The organism is Aromatoleum toluclasticum ATCC 700605, assembly GCF_000378245.1.
GTDB classification, from domain to species: domain Bacteria; phylum Pseudomonadota; class Gammaproteobacteria; order Burkholderiales; family Rhodocyclaceae; genus Aromatoleum; species Aromatoleum toluclasticum.
In genome coordinates, this window is record NZ_KB899513.1 from 43,493 (window position 1) to 58,898 (window position 15,406).

The 15,406-nt window shown below is 60.6% G+C and carries 19 protein-coding genes; 6 read left to right on the top strand and 13 right to left on the bottom strand.

Features of this window, described 5'->3' with window-relative positions; translation table 11 throughout:
- Positions 1–93 precede the first annotated feature (93 nt).
- The 6 genes from F464_RS0125370 to copK (F464_RS0125390) all read left to right on the top strand — a co-directional run bounded on the left by F464_RS0125370 (position 94) and on the right by copK (F464_RS0125390) (position 4,168).
- On the top strand, positions 94–339 hold the full coding sequence (locus F464_RS0125370) for a hypothetical protein (protein WP_018992674.1): 246 nt from the start codon (positions 94–96) through the stop codon (positions 337–339).
- A gap of 1,498 nt (positions 340–1,837) precedes the next feature.
- A complete protein-coding gene (locus F464_RS30660) occupies positions 1,838–2,230 on the top strand; it encodes a CzcE family metal-binding protein (RefSeq protein ID WP_084600604.1) in 393 nt (130 codons plus the stop codon).
- 104 nt (positions 2,231–2,334) lie between these two features.
- Entirely contained in the window at positions 2,335–2,616 is a 282-nt protein-coding gene (gene copK / locus F464_RS0125380) for a periplasmic Cu(I)/Cu(II)-binding protein CopK (RefSeq protein ID WP_018992676.1), read from the top strand.
- Positions 2,617–2,860: 244 nt separating this feature from the next.
- The gene (locus F464_RS30665; RefSeq protein ID WP_084600601.1) at positions 2,861–3,253 is read left to right on the top strand and encodes a CzcE family metal-binding protein; all 393 of its coding nucleotides are present in this window, start codon (positions 2,861–2,863) and stop codon (positions 3,251–3,253) included.
- 116 nt (positions 3,254–3,369) lie between these two features.
- On the top strand, positions 3,370–3,651 hold the full coding sequence (gene copK / locus F464_RS0125385; RefSeq protein WP_026296319.1) for a periplasmic Cu(I)/Cu(II)-binding protein CopK: 282 nt from the start codon (positions 3,370–3,372) through the stop codon (positions 3,649–3,651).
- A 235-nt stretch (positions 3,652–3,886) separates the two neighbouring features.
- Positions 3,887–4,168, top strand: coding sequence for a periplasmic Cu(I)/Cu(II)-binding protein CopK (copK, locus tag F464_RS0125390; RefSeq protein ID WP_018992678.1), 282 nt, complete (start codon positions 3,887–3,889; stop codon positions 4,166–4,168).
- 152 nt (positions 4,169–4,320) lie between these two features.
- Here copK (F464_RS0125390) and F464_RS31785 read toward each other — a convergent pair whose 3' ends face one another.
- From F464_RS31785 to F464_RS0125455, 13 genes are all read right to left on the bottom strand, one after another.
- Positions 4,321–4,734 carry an ankyrin repeat domain-containing protein gene (locus tag F464_RS31785; RefSeq protein ID WP_018992679.1) on the bottom strand — a complete coding sequence of 138 codons (414 nt, stop codon included), beginning with the start codon at positions 4,732–4,734 and terminating at the stop codon, positions 4,321–4,323.
- Between the two features lie 7 nt (positions 4,735–4,741).
- On the bottom strand, positions 4,742–4,930 hold the full coding sequence (locus tag F464_RS31790) for a hypothetical protein (RefSeq protein ID WP_224792799.1): 189 nt from the start codon (positions 4,928–4,930) through the stop codon (positions 4,742–4,744).
- Between the two features lie 99 nt (positions 4,931–5,029).
- Positions 5,030–5,392: a YgdI/YgdR family lipoprotein gene (locus tag F464_RS0125400; RefSeq protein WP_018992680.1), complete on the bottom strand. Its 363-nt coding sequence runs from the start codon at positions 5,390–5,392 to the stop codon at positions 5,030–5,032.
- 451 nt (positions 5,393–5,843) lie between these two features.
- A complete protein-coding gene (locus tag F464_RS0125410) occupies positions 5,844–6,650 on the bottom strand; it encodes a hypothetical protein (protein WP_018992682.1) in 807 nt (268 codons plus the stop codon).
- A gap of 166 nt (positions 6,651–6,816) precedes the next feature.
- The gene (locus F464_RS0125415) at positions 6,817–7,374 is read right to left on the bottom strand and encodes an ankyrin repeat domain-containing protein (RefSeq protein WP_040395790.1); all 558 of its coding nucleotides are present in this window, start codon (positions 7,372–7,374) and stop codon (positions 6,817–6,819) included.
- Between the two features lie 112 nt (positions 7,375–7,486).
- Positions 7,487–7,837, bottom strand: coding sequence for a hypothetical protein (locus F464_RS0125420; protein WP_026296320.1), 351 nt, complete (start codon positions 7,835–7,837; stop codon positions 7,487–7,489).
- A 66-nt stretch (positions 7,838–7,903) separates the two neighbouring features.
- Positions 7,904–8,290: a hypothetical protein gene (locus F464_RS0125425; protein WP_018992685.1), complete on the bottom strand. Its 387-nt coding sequence runs from the start codon at positions 8,288–8,290 to the stop codon at positions 7,904–7,906.
- Between the two features lie 41 nt (positions 8,291–8,331).
- Positions 8,332–11,451 (bottom strand): efflux RND transporter permease subunit, encoded by a 3,120-nt coding sequence (locus tag F464_RS0125430; RefSeq protein WP_018992686.1) that lies wholly within the window; start codon positions 11,449–11,451, stop codon positions 8,332–8,334.
- 15 nt (positions 11,452–11,466) lie between these two features.
- Positions 11,467–12,579 carry an efflux RND transporter periplasmic adaptor subunit gene (locus F464_RS0125435; RefSeq protein WP_018992687.1) on the bottom strand — a complete coding sequence of 371 codons (1,113 nt, stop codon included), beginning with the start codon at positions 12,577–12,579 and terminating at the stop codon, positions 11,467–11,469.
- Positions 12,576–13,139 (bottom strand): hypothetical protein, encoded by a 564-nt coding sequence (locus F464_RS0125440; RefSeq protein ID WP_026296321.1) that lies wholly within the window; start codon positions 13,137–13,139, stop codon positions 12,576–12,578. The genes F464_RS0125435 and F464_RS0125440 overlap by 4 nt, the downstream gene beginning before the upstream one ends.
- 17 nt (positions 13,140–13,156) lie before the next feature.
- Complete coding sequence (locus F464_RS0125445; RefSeq protein WP_026296322.1) at positions 13,157–14,419, bottom strand: TolC family protein; 1,263 nt, start codon at positions 14,417–14,419, stop codon at positions 13,157–13,159.
- A 131-nt stretch (positions 14,420–14,550) separates the two neighbouring features.
- On the bottom strand, positions 14,551–14,898 hold the full coding sequence (locus tag F464_RS0125450) for a hypothetical protein (protein WP_026296323.1): 348 nt from the start codon (positions 14,896–14,898) through the stop codon (positions 14,551–14,553).
- A 136-nt stretch (positions 14,899–15,034) separates the two neighbouring features.
- A complete protein-coding gene (locus F464_RS0125455; RefSeq protein WP_018992691.1) occupies positions 15,035–15,373 on the bottom strand; it encodes a DUF4148 domain-containing protein in 339 nt (112 codons plus the stop codon).
- Between the last annotated feature and the right edge of the window lie 33 nt (positions 15,374–15,406).

The window sequence follows — 15,406 nt, forward strand, 5'->3', positions numbered from 1 at the left end:
GACAGCCTATGTGGAGCACACTACCGGTAGGGTGTGCGCAGATCAAGGCGACAGTAGCGCACTTCGATAGTGTTTTTTGTGGGAGATCGTGCCATGACAACGAAGCTGATTCTTATCACGGCTCTGTTATCCGCGTTTGCAATCCTGGCGCCCGCGGGGAACGCTGCCTCAACGACTGCACCTGTGGCGGCGCAGAACGAGAAGACCGAAGGCCGCGTCAGCCCCCATAACCATATGCAAGAGAAGCTCGCTGTTCCCGCACAGAAGAGTGCTGAAGCGACGCCGCAACACGCGAAGAAAGTTCTCCACGATCACAGTAAGTTCCATAAGCACCTGTAATCACTTCGCAGGACTTACTGCGCGCCCGCTTTAGAAATCAATCACTGCCGAAAACCGCGCTTCCCAGACGGGAGGCGTCGGGGTCGGCGAGGTTTCAGAAGAGGACGGCGAAATAAAGAGCTTCCATCGAAAGGTTTCAATCCTACGCGATCGTGAAGACAGGGTAAGACTCTAAGAAGAATCATATATAGCCGACATCCCTCGAGTGAGGGATGTCTACAAGGCGAGGGAAAGGCAGACGCCTTCAGTCAATCTGCCGGCGCAGTCCATGCCCGTCGCTGCACCTGTATCGAAATCAACGCATCTTCGACGCCAGCAGAGTGGGCTCTGCGTAAGCAATGAGATGGACGCTCCCTCCCGACAACGGCATCAACCTGCCAGACAAGAAGCGGAAGCCGGTCCTTGAGCGTTACTTACTCGGGTTGGCCCTGCAACGCCTTAGGCTGCCAACGCCCCCGATGCTGAGACAGTGGCGGGAGTCACTACATTCGACACTGCCAATGTGAGCCTCGCCAGGTTCAAATTTTTCGATGCGCCAAAGCTTCAGGAAATGCAGCGCCGAACCGAGGCCGAAGAATACTGTCAGGCATCCGCTGGCTGCGCACAACCACCGGTTGTTCATTGAAATAGCAAAGCAAGGCCGTCCTCTTCCGCCAACCTCGTGCACCTTGATTTTGCATGAACCTCGCATCCATTCAGGTGCAACAGCAAGCTCTAGCCATGTTGCATATTGCTTCCGCGACTCCATTTTTCCTATCTCCAGCAACGAATTCCCCGTAGCAAGTTGAATGCGAAGACGCCCCGTGACAACAACTCCGGGGCGGTGCAAACGCGGGGCAATCACAGAATCATTCATTTGCCCGTGTAGTGGCAACTGAATGTTGCCGCAAGCGACGTCACATTCCTTTTCGTATCATAGCCTGTACGCATTCGTTATTAATACTGGCAGCTCATGTCGTGACTTGTCATCGGCTAGTTTGCAAGGGGCATCATGGTCAGGAAGAACATCATCGACGAGCTCCAATCGGTGATCGCGGATGGCAGCGCCAGCCAAATTTCATTGGCGAACGTGATCGTCCAGCTTGCCAATCCATCCTTGTCGGACGCACAACGAAATCGCCGGAGGTGTCATGAAATGGGCAGCGAGCAGTTCGCATATGAGCATGACTGGAAATCCAAAGTGGATTCCGTAAATCTGGGATCCGTTCGAAAGATGAGCTGCCCGTCTACTCCGAGAAGTGCTCTACTTAACGATTCTCGGTCAGGACAGAATTTTGCACTTTTAGTTCTCCGGCGCGCGAATGTTCTTGGCTAAGGATTTGTTGCGTTGTCAGAGCGTGCATGGATAAATTATATACGTGCTCACAGTGGTTTTACAAAATGACACAGCGATGACAGGAATGTAATTGTTAAGTCATGCCAATGTCAGATGCTCGCTGCTACAATCAGGTTACGGTCGCTCGATAAGGAGCATCTTGATTGGTCCTGGGGAATGATTATGAACCGCAATATCTGCCGTGCCACTGCTATCTCGGCGCTGCTGTTCACAACGGCCTCGTCGGCAATTGCACACACTGACTATTCAGAAGCTGGCACTTCGCACTGGGTCGAGGGCGTTCGAGGATCAGCGAGCGAACCCACAGAGAGACAGAAGGCCCCTTATGGGTATGAATCAACCGGAGTTCCTGAGCGCATCTTAGTCGTAGATAAGAACACCCGGCACATCAATGTCGTCCAGCTAGAGACTGTTTCGATCCGTTTCGGAGGAAAAGTGGTTAATTGGACATTCGATGCATATCCACGGAGAAATTTCTCCTTGTCGAATATTTTGCCTGGAGTAGACGGCGTGACTGTGTACGTGGATGAGAGCCCAATGTATCGGGGGCGTTGATCAAGTGTGCTTCTTGCAGATAGCACACCGGTTTTACAACCAAAAGGCGTCGTGCAGTAAAGGTTAGTTTTTAAGTTCTACCACTTAACTGTCAGGAGTCAATCATGCTTACGAAAGCAATCGCCGCAGCCGCATCCGTGATCATCGCCACCTCGGCATTCGCAGTGGACCGAGGAAATGTCGAGAAAGCCTATGAGTTGAAAGATGGCTCCACCGTCTACGTCTTTAAGGACGGCAAGATGGCGATGGAGAACAAAGTTGGGCAAGTTGTTACGATGAAGGAAGGCCATGCGATGGAAACAAAGGATGGAAAAAAAATAATGATGAAGGGTAACGAAATCTGGCGTCTAGAGAACGAGCTGCATCGCGAGCATCAGACAAACTGAATTGTTTGCGACCGTCGCGTGGCGACGATTGATCGGCCTGCGCGCTGTAACGGCGGAGCAGGCCGATCTGCTGTCGGTGGTGCGTAATCCCTGCTTAAACAACGTTGTTGCTTTCCGCAAGGTTGCAGGAGGATGAGTAGGAAGTAATCGGAAAGTCATTCTGCCGTAAGGCGCTCCAGACTAATATCTACTCGTGGTGTAGCGAAGTCGAGCGATAGAGCCAAATACTGCGGGAGAGTGAAGGATGCAAATTACTAAATCTAGCGTAGCTTATGCATCAATACTGCTGTTTGGAACAGCGAGCGCACTTGCTGGTGAGCAGTATTCCGCGCCGAGCGAAACGCAAGTTGGAGCTTTAATCCGGGTTGCCGCAAGCGCCGCTCATGCACGCCAGGCTGCCCGCTATGGATACGCATCGCTGGCGACGGCGGAGCGGAGCATAACCATTGACAATCAGACCCGCCATATCAACGTTGTGAGAATGGAAACGATTGCAATACGCGTCGGAGAAAAAACTGTTACGTGGACCTTCGATACCTTGGGAACCTCTAGTTTTCCGCTGTCGGAAATCATCCCTGGCACGGAGCAGGTAACCGTATATGTTGACGAGAATCCGATGTACCGAGGAGGTCAGTGAGGGCAGGGCATCGGGAGTGGGGCGTAAACAACGGCGTTGTGCAGAACAAAGGTGTCAAGTACGGCGCGCACAGCCCCAACATTCTTGATTCACATATCCTCTACGAGGAGTTTGTTATGCTTAGTAAGCTCGCAATTGTTGCTGCATCGTTCCTCGTTACCGCGTCTGCGTTGGCCGTAGATGAGGGGAACGTGACGAAGTCGTATCCGTTGAAGGATGGATCAACGGTTTATGTATTCAAGGATGGAAAGATGGCCATGGAGGACAAATTGGGGCGCCTTGTTACCATGAAGGAAGGACACACGATGGAAACAACGGACGGTCAGAGGATCATGATGAAGGGCAATGAAATCTGGCGTCTCGAGCGCGAGTTGCATCGTGATCGTGGAGGTAGTTGACTCTCCCTTGAATTGTTGGGAGTGCCCGACTTCTTGTGGTGCGGTTGCTGATACTAGGTTTTCTCAGTCTGCGCCGAGGGGAGGTTGATACGTCCGTGCCAAGTTTTGTTGGAAAATCTGAACTGTGAACTTATGGCTGGCATGAAGCACGCGGAGCGTGACTAATGCGGAGAATATGCCTGTTGATCTCCCGCTAAACTGTCAGCCACAGGTTGCGAATTTAAAGGAGTAAATCATGCTCAAAAAACTCATTGTCGCAGCAGCCTCTGTCTTGGTCGCGACGTCGGCCCTTGCAGTTGACGAGAGTAACGTCGAAAAATCGTATGTAATGAAGGATGGATCGACGGTTTATGTTTTCAAGGATGGCAAGATGGCCATGGAGAACAAATTCGGCCGGGTTGAAAGGATGGCGGAGGGGCACGTGATGGAGACTAAGGATGGCCAGAAGATCATGATGAAGGGCGATGAAATCTGGCGTCTTGAAAGGGCCTTGCATCCAAATCGCGGCGGTCGCTGACGCTCCCATTACAAGTGTTCACCTGACACCGGCCCCGAGCCGGTGTTGTTCTTGCATCGCCGGCGTTCTTCCGACGATCCGCAGGGCGAACTCGTAGATCAATACGTCGCCGGAAGGCGTGCCGGACGGTGTCTGTCTTGGTTTTAGCTCGATCAGCCTACCAAGTTGCGGCAACCATGCGTCTTGCGTGACGTCTGCGTAGCTACTGGATCAAAGTGCACCGTCGGAGTTTCAGGGAGGAGGATGCTTCGTACGTTGGGCGCGCCGTCCTTCGATGATGGTGACGACGTCGTGCCGCCCAACATCTGCGCGAGCCTGAGCTCGTCATGTCCGTCCGCGTCGAGTTGGTTGCGCTTCGCACCGCCGATCCGAAGATGCCGGACAACCGACGTGTGGCCCTTGTAGGCGGCCCAGAACAGAGGCCACTCCCCGTCCGAGTTCCGCACGTCGTGGTTGGCGCGGCCGATCAGGAATGAAACGATGTCCGCATGGCCGTTGAAAGCGGCCCAGAAGAGTGGCGTCCATCCCCGGCTATCGGGCAGGTCGACCGATGCACCGCGCGCCAACAGGTTGTCAATAACGGCCCACTGACGGTGATATGCCGCCAGGAAGATCAGGTGCCCCCTCGGTATTTTGCGAAGCGACGGGCAGTCCGTCCTCCAGCCATCTCAGCACTTCCGGGACCTTGCCCTGGCGAACCGCGTCGAGCTGCTTCGGGGCCGCTCGATCGCGCCTGGCTTTGTGCTGGATGTCGTAATGCATCGTCTTGGTCCTGACGAGGCGAACCCGGACTCTGCGGGCGTTGATCCTTCGCCACAATCCCCGGCGTCCCGCGCGATACGCACATCAATTGAACTGTTGCTAGTCCGAGGGTGATGAGCTGCGTCTCGGGATTGGTGCGCTGCAGTCCTTGAAATTCACGTAGACCTTGTCGCCGACCTGTAATTGCGAGTCGGCGGGCAACTTGGCGGCGCGCGCATGCGAGTGTCCATGGCTCAAAAGCGCGATCATCACATACTGATCGCTGCCTTCCGTGCCCGACGCCACGGTCCTGCAGTCATAAAACGCGGGCCGCTTCAGACTTTTCGCGGGTCCGATCTCGACAACGGTTCCTTTGCGCCACCCGTCCGCCTCGGAGTATTTCCCTTCGAGCACGGTGGGGCTCGCACATCCGCTCAGCGCTACAAGGGCCACAATAGCGGTAGCAACCATAATTGTCTTCATGGGATGACCTCCAGAAACGGCAGAGGGAATGTCGGGCAGGATGAATCTGCTTCAGCCATCTTGGGGGTACGCAATCATGGCATCTGTGAAACCGCGTACTGGACTCACTGTAGAAGACTTTCCCTGTCGAATTGCAGACAGCCCGATTACGAATTCGTAATGTCGGCAGGCTGCGTGTCTTGAGCTCATTCGCGCATGACGATATGGGCGGTCGACGACCTGCCGATTGCGTCAAACGTCACGTTTGGAGCGCTGCCCTTCAGGGATGGTGACGACGTCGTGCCGCCCCAACGTCTGCGCGAGCCTGAGCTCGTCATATCCGTCCGCGTCGAGCTGGTTGCGCTTCGCACCGCCGACCAGAAGATGCCGGACAACCGACGTGTGGCCCTTGTAGACTCGGGGTTCCGTGCACGGCGACGCGTGTTCTCTCGATGGCAATCGGGCCGTGACCTTACTTGAACGGGTGCTCCAACGACACATAGAGCAATACACCCTGCGTTCCCGAAGACGGGCCGACACCGATCGGTCTGGAAACTCCCGACACAACCTGGAGACCCGAATCGAAGTTGGTCGCATAGCGGAAGCCGGGGTTGATGAACATCGTCTTCTCATGTTGTCTACTGCCGTCCGCCTGAACTGCTTCGAAATTCGTTCCGGCCGCCTCCAACATCAGGTTGAAGTTCGCGCTCACCAAGTAAATGATGCTGGCACCGTAGTTCGACCCTACGGTATCAGCGCGGGCGCCGCCAGACTCTCTGGAGTTCGGCGTGTAGGTTCCCCCGAGATTCCAATGGGTGACCACTGAGTCGGATAACTCAACGCTCAGGGGCAGGTTCACCTGAATGCCAATAGCGCCAGTGCCATGCCCTTTTCGGTAGTCTCCGGACGGCGCGATGACCGACAGGCGAGGCGCGAAGGCGACGCCCTCCCTACCGATCGCTTGATATCGATAGTTGAGGGCGATGTCGCCGACGCCGGTCGATGCAGTTGGATCGGCGACCCGCAGGACTGGAATCGTGTATGAAAGCTGGTGGGTTTCGTCGGGAATCGGCCATTCCTGCGTGAAGGTATAGGCCCACTCCTTGGACTGCCGGAGGTACATAAAGCTCTGAATGTGCTGTACCACGCCGGCTTCCTGGTTGTATGCCTCTTCGATCAGGAACGAATTGTCCTGGATCTTTTTGGCTCCATCGGCTGTGGCATGGAGGGGAACACCGAAGGTCATGGCCAGTGCCACGATGAAACGATGAATTGACATGATGATTCCTTGAGGATATGACAGGTCTAAATCAGAGCGCCGGAGTGCGCGGCAGTGTCGCGTACTCCGGCAAAAGGGCCTACATCACTTCAGTTTGAAGCTTACGTGGGCTTCCGGTTTGCCAAGCAGTTATTTCGACTTGTACGAGTGGAGCCGTGGGGCGGGGTTAAACGAACCCGTCGGAATTCCCTGGCTGGGGGTGAGTCATGTGCCGCGTCCGCTGCCCTTCAAGGATGGTGACGATTTCTTGTCGCGCCAAGGTGCGTGCGAGCCAGAGCTCGTCATGACCATCCACATCGAGTTGATTCCGCTTCGCGCCGCCGAGCAAGAGGTAGCGGACGACGGCCGTGTGGCCTTTGTAAACCGCCCAGAACAAGGGCCACTCCCCGTCGTTAGTCCGCGCGTCGGGATTGGCACCGCGCCCGATCAAGAACGAGACGATGTCCGCATGGCTGTTGAAGGCGGCCCAGAAGAGCGGAGTCCATCCCATGCGATCGGGCAGGTCGACCGATGCGCCGTGCGCCAACAGGCTGTCAATGACAGCCCACTGACGGTGATAGGCGGCGAGGAAGATCAGACTGCACCCCTCGGTGTCCTGCCAGTTGGCCGGCAGTCCGTCCTCCAGCCACCTCAGCACTTCCGGTACGTTGCCATCGCGAACGGCTTCGAGCAGTGCTGGGTCGACTCGATCGCCCCAAGCTTCGTAATGGATGTCGTCACTCATCGTGTGGGCCCTGAGCAGACCAACCAAGGTTTCTCCGACCGCTGATCAATCGCAACGATCCCCCGCGTCCCGCGCGGCAAGTACATCAAGAGAGTGCCTACCGGTCGAACGTTCATGAGCTGCGTTTCGGGATTGGCGCGCTGCAGTCCTTGAAATTCACGTAAACCTTGTCGCCGACCTGCAATTGCGAGTCGGCGGGCAACTTGGCGGCACGCGCATGCGAGTGTCCATGGCTCAACAGCGCGATCATCACATACTGATCGTTGCCTTCCGTGCCCGACGCCTCGGTCCTGCAGTCATAAAACGCGGGCCGCTTCAGACTTTTCGCCGGGCCGATCTCGACGACGGTTCCTTTACGCCACCCGTCCGCCTCGGAGTATTTCCCTTCGAGCACGGTGGGGCTCGCACATCCGCCCAATCCACCGAGGGCCACGACAACCATTCCTGCAGCAAAAGCTTTCATTGGGTCACCTTTTTGATCACATGGGAAGGCCACCCGCAGCGACGTGCTGCAGGCAGCCGGACGGCGTCACTTCAGCGTGAAGCGCGCGGTGGTGGAGGGCTTGCCCGGCAGCGTGACGACGGCCACCAACTTGGTGCCGGCGCCCACCTTGAAGCTCCCCTTGGACTCCAGCCGGTCGCCGGCAGGCTTCAGTTCGACTTCCTGCTTTTCGGTGCCGGCCAGGAGCGTGAGCTTCGCGCTGCCATTGGCCACATCGAGCGGCTTACCGTGATCGCGCAGGTGCAGCTGGATGACGTCAGGCTTGGCGACGAGCTCGAGGTCGATATCCTTGACCTCGACGACCACACCACCGTGCAGGGATTCATGTCCGTGGGCATGGTCGTGCTTATCCGCCGCGAAAGCGGGACCGACGGCGACCAGGGCAGCCAGGGCGACGAGCTTCGAGAGTTTCATGTTTTCTCCTTTCAGGATTCGATTGTGTAGGCGCATCAGCGTTAAAACGCTTCGGCATTGCGGTCGTTGAGCAGGCGCTCGACGTCGCGGCGACCGAAGAGCCAGAACATCGCCGGGGTGAGGAAGGTATCGAGCAGCGTCGAGCTGATGAGCCCGGAGAAGATCACCACGGCGACCGGATGCAGGATCTCGGTGCCCGGGCGTTCGGCCTCGAACAGCAGCGGGGCTAGCGCGAAGGCGGTGACCAGGGCGGTCATCAGCACCGGGGAGAGACGTTCCAGCGAGCCGCGCAGGATCATTGCGTGATCGAAACCTTCGCCTTCGATGCGCATCAGGTTGATGTAGTGGCTGACCTTCAGGATGCCGTTACGCACCGAGATACCGGCGAGCGTGATGAAGCCGATGAGCGCTGCGACCGACAGCGGCTGGCCGGAGATCCACAGGCCGATTACCGCACCAACCAACGCGAGCGGGATGTTGGCCATGATCAGCACCGAGAGCCGTACGGACTTGTAGCGGCTGTAGAGCACGACAAACATCAGCACGAGCGACACGATCGAGAGCAGTCCCACGAGGCGCGAGGCTTCTTCCTGCGCCTGGAACTGCCCGCCCAGCGTAATGAAATAGCCCTCCGGCAGCTTCATGTCGGCCACCACGGCGCGGATGTCCTCGACGATCTCCGACAGCGGGCGCTGCTGCGCGTTGGCCGACAGCACGATGCGGCGCTTGCCGTCGTCGCGGCTCACCTGGTTCGGCCCGTCGCCATCCTCGATGGACGCGAGTTTCGACAGCGGGACATGCCCGGTCGGCGTTTCGATGAGAATCTGCGCGAGCCCCTCGACCGAACGCGCCGACTCGGGCAGGCGCACGACCAGCGCGAAACGCCGTCCGCCTTCGACGATCTGGGTGACTTTCTCGCCTTCGACGAGGTTCTGCAGCGCGGCGAGAATCTGCGGTGCCGGCACCCCGTAACGTGCCGCCGCCGCATAGTCGATGCGGACCTTGATCTGCGGTGCGAGCACCTGCTTCTCGATTTCCAGATCGGCGAGACCGGGAATGCCGGCGAGCCGCGCCCGCAGCGCATCAGCCTGGCCTCGCAGCGTATCGAGATCCTCGCCGAAGATCTTGATCGCGATCTGCGAACGCACGCCCGAGAGCATGTGGTCGATGCGGTGCGAGATCGGCTGACCGATCGCGATCGCAGCGGGCAGGTTCACGAGCCGCGCGCGGATGTCGGCAGCGATCTCACCCATCGAGCGGGTGAGTTCAGATGCTGGTTTGAGCCCGACATCGAGTTCGCTGACGTGCACGCCTTCGGCATGTTCATCGAGTTCCGCACGTCCGCTGCGGCGACCAACGTGCGTGACTTCGGGCACCTGTTTCACGAGCACCTCCGCCTGTTGCGCGAGCGCGGTCGACTCGGCGAGCGTGACCCCTGGGTTGAGCCGCATGCCAATCAGCAGGGTGCCTTCGTTGAAGGGCGGCAGAAACGTGGTCGGGAAGAACGGCACGGCCACCGCAGCAATCAGGACGGCCATCGCTCCTGCAGTCACGGCCGCCTTGGGCCGATCGAGCACCCCCTGCAGCGTGCTGCGATAACGCATTTTGAGCCACGCTAGCAGGCGCGTGTCGCCGTGTTCAAGCGACTTCATGCGCGGCAGCAGATAGAAGGACAGGACCGGGGTCACCGTCACCGACACGACCAGCGACGCCAGCGTCGAGACGATAAACGCGATACCGAGCGGCACGAAAAGCCGCCCCTCCATACCTGGCAACGCGAACAACGGCAGGAACACCAGCACGATGATGATCGTCGCGTAGAGGATGGCCGAGCGCACTTCCATCGTCGCGTGCGCGACGAGTTCGATAGGGTGGAGCCGGTGATCGGGATGCTTGACCCGCTCTTCCTTGAGCCGGCGCAGCACGTTCTCGACGCCGACCACCGCATCATCAACGAGGCCGCCGATCGCGATCGCCAACCCCCCGAGGGTCATGGTGTTGATCGACAGGCCGAAATACTTGAATACCAGCGCCGTCATGAAGATCGACACGGGGATCGCAGTGAGCGCAATCACCGTCGGCCGCAGCGTGCCAAGGAAGAAGAACAGGATCGCCGCTACGAACACGGACGCGCCAATCAGCTTGCCCTGGAGCGTGCCGATCGACGCCTCGATGAAGCTCGCCTGACGGAAAGTCACCACCGGCGCATCCATGCCAGTCGGCAACGATTTCTTCATTTCGTCGAGCGCGGCCTCGATCGAGCGGGTGAGGTGGATGGTGTCCGCGGTCGGCTGCTTCTGGATGCCGAGGATGACCGCCGGTTTGCCCTCGAATCCCGCATCGCCACGTCGCAGCGCCGGGGCAAAGGTCACGGCCGCGATCTGGCGCATCAGGATCGGCTGACCGTCGCGTGCGGTAATCGCGAGATTCTTCAGATCCTCCAGATTCGAGGTGCGTCCGAGGTTGCGGATCAGGTATTCGCGGCCGGTGAGCTCGAGAAAGCCGCCCGAGGTGTTCGACGAGAAGCCGCGGATCGCCGCTTCCATCTGTTCCAGCGCAATGCCGAGTTCCGCCATGCGTCGCGTATCCGGCTGCACCTGGAACTGCCGTACTTCACCGCCGATCGGGATGACCTGCGCGATGCCGGGGATGGCCATGAGACGCGGACGCAGCACCCAGTCCGCGTATTCGCGCACCTGCATCGGCGAGATCTTCGCGGTGTCGATCGGGATCGCGATCTGCATGATTTCGCCCATCACGGAGCTGATCGGTCCCATGCGTGGAATCACGTCCTCCGGCAGTCCTTCCTCCATCGCGGACAGGCGCTCCGACACCATCTGCCTGGCTCGGAAGATCTCCGTGCTCCAGTCGAAGGTCACATAAACGAAGGACAGCCCCGCGCTGGAGATGGAGCGCACGGCCTCCACGCCGGGCAGGCCGTTCATCGTCGTTTCGAGCGGGAAGGTGATGAGTTGTTCGACTTCCTCCGCCGCCATGCCGCCGGATTCGGTCATGATCGTGACCGTCGGCTTGTTGAGGTCCGGGAACACGTCCACGGGCGTGCGTGTGAGCGTGAATGCGCCGTAGGCCATCAGCACCAGGCTGGCGATGATCACCAGCAGCCGGTTGCCGAGACTATTGTCGAGTAGCCACTTGAACATCGGTCGGGCTCCCCGTCAGCGGATCTGGTTGATCAGGGTGGCCGCGTTTGTGGCGACGCGCTCCCCGGCCGCGAGGCCCGACGTCACCGCCACATTCGCCCCGTCGAGCGGCGCGGTCGTGACGGTGCGGGGCTCGAAGCGCTCCGGCGCGGTCTTGACCCACACGATGGTCTGGTTCGCCGGGTTCTTCAGCACCGATCCCGCGGGCACGCTGACGCCCTGCAGTGTGCTGCGCGTTTGCACGAACACCTCGACCGGTTGCCCGACAGCGAAACGCGCCAAGGAATCGCCCGCCGCACCGAAAGCGAGCGGCAGCGCCTGCTCGCGCAGACTGCGCGCCGCGCCGAGAAAGTCGAGTCTCACGCGTTGCTCGCCGACCGCGAGGCTCGCGCCTGCGACATCGATGGCGGTGTCGGCATCGTAGGCCAGCGCCTCGACGCGCAGCCGTTTCGGATCGACGATCTCGAACACCAGTTCGCGCGCGTCGACGACTTGCCCGGCGACCGCGTTGCTCGATGCGATCACACCCGCGACGGGCGCCACGAGCGCATCGCGATTGCTGAGCCCCGCACCCACCGCCGTCGCGCGGGCCGCGAGACTCGCGAGTTCGCTCTCGGCCGCTTCGATCTCCTTGCGCGGCACCGTGTCGGCGAGCTCCTTCAGCCGCGATACGCGCTTTTCCGCGAGCACTTTGGCAGCCCGCAATTCGGCGAGCTGGGCCATCTGGTTCGAGCGCTCGATCTGTCCCGCTGATGGCACGACGTACGCGAGCACCTCGCCCTTCTTCACCGCCTGTCCGATCCCGGGCAAGCCGCGCGGTCCGGCTTCGAGGCGGCCGGCGACCAGCGCCTGCACCTTTCCGCCCGCGTTGGGGTCCATCACCACTTTGCCAGCCAGCGTCACTGTGCGCGGCAGGTTGCCGGCTTCCGTGACCAGCGTGCGCACGCCGATCTGGCGTTGTGCCGGCTTGGGCAGGAATACGCTGCCGTCGGGCAAGCGTCGCGGACCGTTGCCTCCGACGGGCGCGGAGCCTTCGTCGCCGTGATCGTGCCCGTCGCCAGCGAATGCGTTCCACGATGCACTTGCCGTAACAAGGCACAGCATGACCAACAGAATTCCCGGTTTCATGCGACACCTCCGGCCGAACGGGTGCGGGCGTTTCCCTTGCGCAGCGCGGCCCAGCCGACGAGTCCAAGAACGAGAACGCCGGCGCCCACCCATCCCGCGTAGGGTTTCACGCCTGGTCCGGCCGATTCGGCGTGCACCTCGGTGGCCTCTTCATGCAGATCCAGCTCGCCGGCAAGGAGGTCGGTGTCTTGTCCGGCCACGACCGTGGCGGTCACGGACACGACGCCCGGTTTGAGTGCATCCTGCAGCGTGGCTTCGAACTCGCCGTCGGCATGTGGCTCGACGGAAATCGCCTTGCCGTCGAGTTGCAGCTCCAGCGTCGCGTCCTTGACCGGGCTGTTGTCGGCGAAGCGGTCGAGATAGAGGGTGATGTTCTCGCCATCGACCACGCCGACCAGCTCGAAGAGCTCCGAAACGGCGGTGAATCGCGGTAGCGCCGGGCCGGCCATGGGCGCCGGGGCGTCACCGTGGTCGTGGCCTTCGCCGGCCAAGGCCTGAGGCGTGAAGCCCGCAAGGACGGCGGCAAGACTCCACGCCGCCAGGGTAGGGGAAGGTTTCATGTTCGGGTTCCTGGTGTTCATTCGGGAAGAAGGCCCATGGCCTGCCGCAGCGCGGATACGGCCGCGGCCAGTTCGATGCGGGTGCGCGCCACCTGACGCTCGGCTTCGGCGGCCTCGAGTTCGATGCGCAGGCGGGTCGGCAGATCGGTTTCGCCGAGGCGGAACGCCTTCTGGAAGAAGCCGCGCGACTCGCGGGCCAACTGCGCGCGCCGCTCGGCAGAGGCGACCAGGGTGCGCGCCGATTCGACCCGGACGCGCGCCGTATCCACTTCGGCCGTCAGGCGTTCGCGTTCCAGCCTCAGCTGGGTTTCGGCTTCGATCGCCTCGGCACTGGCGCTGGCAACGCGGGCGCGGTTGCGGGTATCGGACCCGAACGGAATGCGTACGCCGATCGTCACCGTCTGTTGCCAGGATTCGCCGGATGCGCCACGCTCGCGCGTCGTCGCCAGACGCAACTCGGGATTGGCGCGGCCCTGAATCCCGGCGAGGTTCATGCTGCGTTGGGCAAGCTCCGCCCGATCGCGTAGTTCGGCGACAGCAGGATGCCCCACTTCTGGTGCAGAGGGGGTGGCAGGGACGGGCTCTGCTTCGGCCACGGCGAGCCCTTCGCCAGCAAGCGCAGGTGCCATGCCTATCAGGGCGCGCAACTGCTGTTCCGCACCCGCGAGCGCGCCGCTGGCTTCGGCGAGCGCCGCTTCTGCGGTCGCGAGCGCTCCGTCCGCCTGATGCTGGTCGGCCCGTGCGAGATCGCCGGCCCGAACCCGTTTCGATACATCCGAGGTGAGTTCGCGGGCGCTGGCAAGCCGCTCGCGTGCGACCAGGACATCGATCCGCGCGCGCTGCCAATCCCAGTACGCGGCCCGAACCGCAGCGGCCGTGCGCAGTTGTGCCGCAAGCGTGCGGCTCGTACTCGTGCGCACTTCGGCATCGGCAAGGGCCGCGGTCGATGCACGTTCGCCGGGCAACCACAGCGGCGCCGCGAGACCGATCTCGTATTCACGGCTGCCGTCGTTGCGGTGGATTTGGTCGGTCTTGCCCGATACTTCGAGTGCCAGCGGTTCGGCCGACCAGTTGTCGGCGCTCTCACGTCGCGCCTGCGCAGCCGTCCGGCGCATGTCAAACGACTGGGCTTCGGGTTGACGCGCCCACGCAGCGTTGAATGCCTGTTGGAGCGTTGTTACGACCGGTGATGCGGGGGGCGTGGCTTGTGCCCACGCCCCACTGGCCGCGAGTCCGAGCAGCAGCCCCGGCAGCCAGTTGATGCGAATTCTTCGAAACATCCAATTCTCCGTTGATGACGAGACACGGAAAATCGGCAAGGCGCGATCAGCTCGATCGCAATGGACGCGCGGCAATACCGTTCATAACGGTGAAACTGCCGGAAAGAGAATGAAAGCGACCACCCTGCCGATCAGGCAGGGAGGCCCCATTTCGGACGTTCGGGCTCGGAGGGATGTCCCGGGAGCAACCCCATCGGAGTGGAGGCGATGGCGAGGGAAGTCAGGATGTCGGTCGATGACGCTCCCACATCGCTCGGCAGTGCGGTGCAAGTCGCCGCCTGGCAGAAGCTGCAATCGAAATCGGTTCCTGCTGCTTTCGATCCGGGCTCGTCGCCAGCCGCGGCCTGATGCTGGTGGTCATGATGACCCAGGTGGTTCGCCGCCGCCCCCGACTCGTGCTGGCAGTAGGCGCTCACCGCGGCCCAACCCAGTTGGAGCGGCAGGAACACCATGAAGAGAATCGCAAGCCAGCGGCGCATGCGGCGCATTGTAGCGGCAAGAGGAAAGAAAATGAAAATGGGGACTGGACTGCTGAGGACTCACGGCGAGACTGCGTGGGGCCATGCGATGTCACGTGTTGCGTGGCATCCGGCCCGCGCGCATATCTCCACCGCGTCAATTGTCACCATAGAGCTCGTCCATGCGTGCCCGCTCCTCGGGCGTCATGCTCAGCAGCTCGTTGATCACCTCTTCGCGGGTTTTGCCCGGTCCGACGTCGCGGGAAGGCGGGGGCAGGCCGCGCAGCAGGTACGAGTAGCTGCCATCGGCTTTCGCCTCTTCGAGTTCCTTCAGCACTTCGGTGCGCGTCTTGGTGCTTGTGGAATGGTCGGGATGAAAGGTGAAACCGGCTTCATTGTTGGCGGGGTGCCACAGCGAACCGGCAAGTGCCGCGGTCGGCGCGGCGAGGACGGCGGCGAGCAAGGGCACGAGGGTGGCGGTACGGATCTTGGACATGATGGGCTTCCTTTCGTCGATGCAGGGGACGGT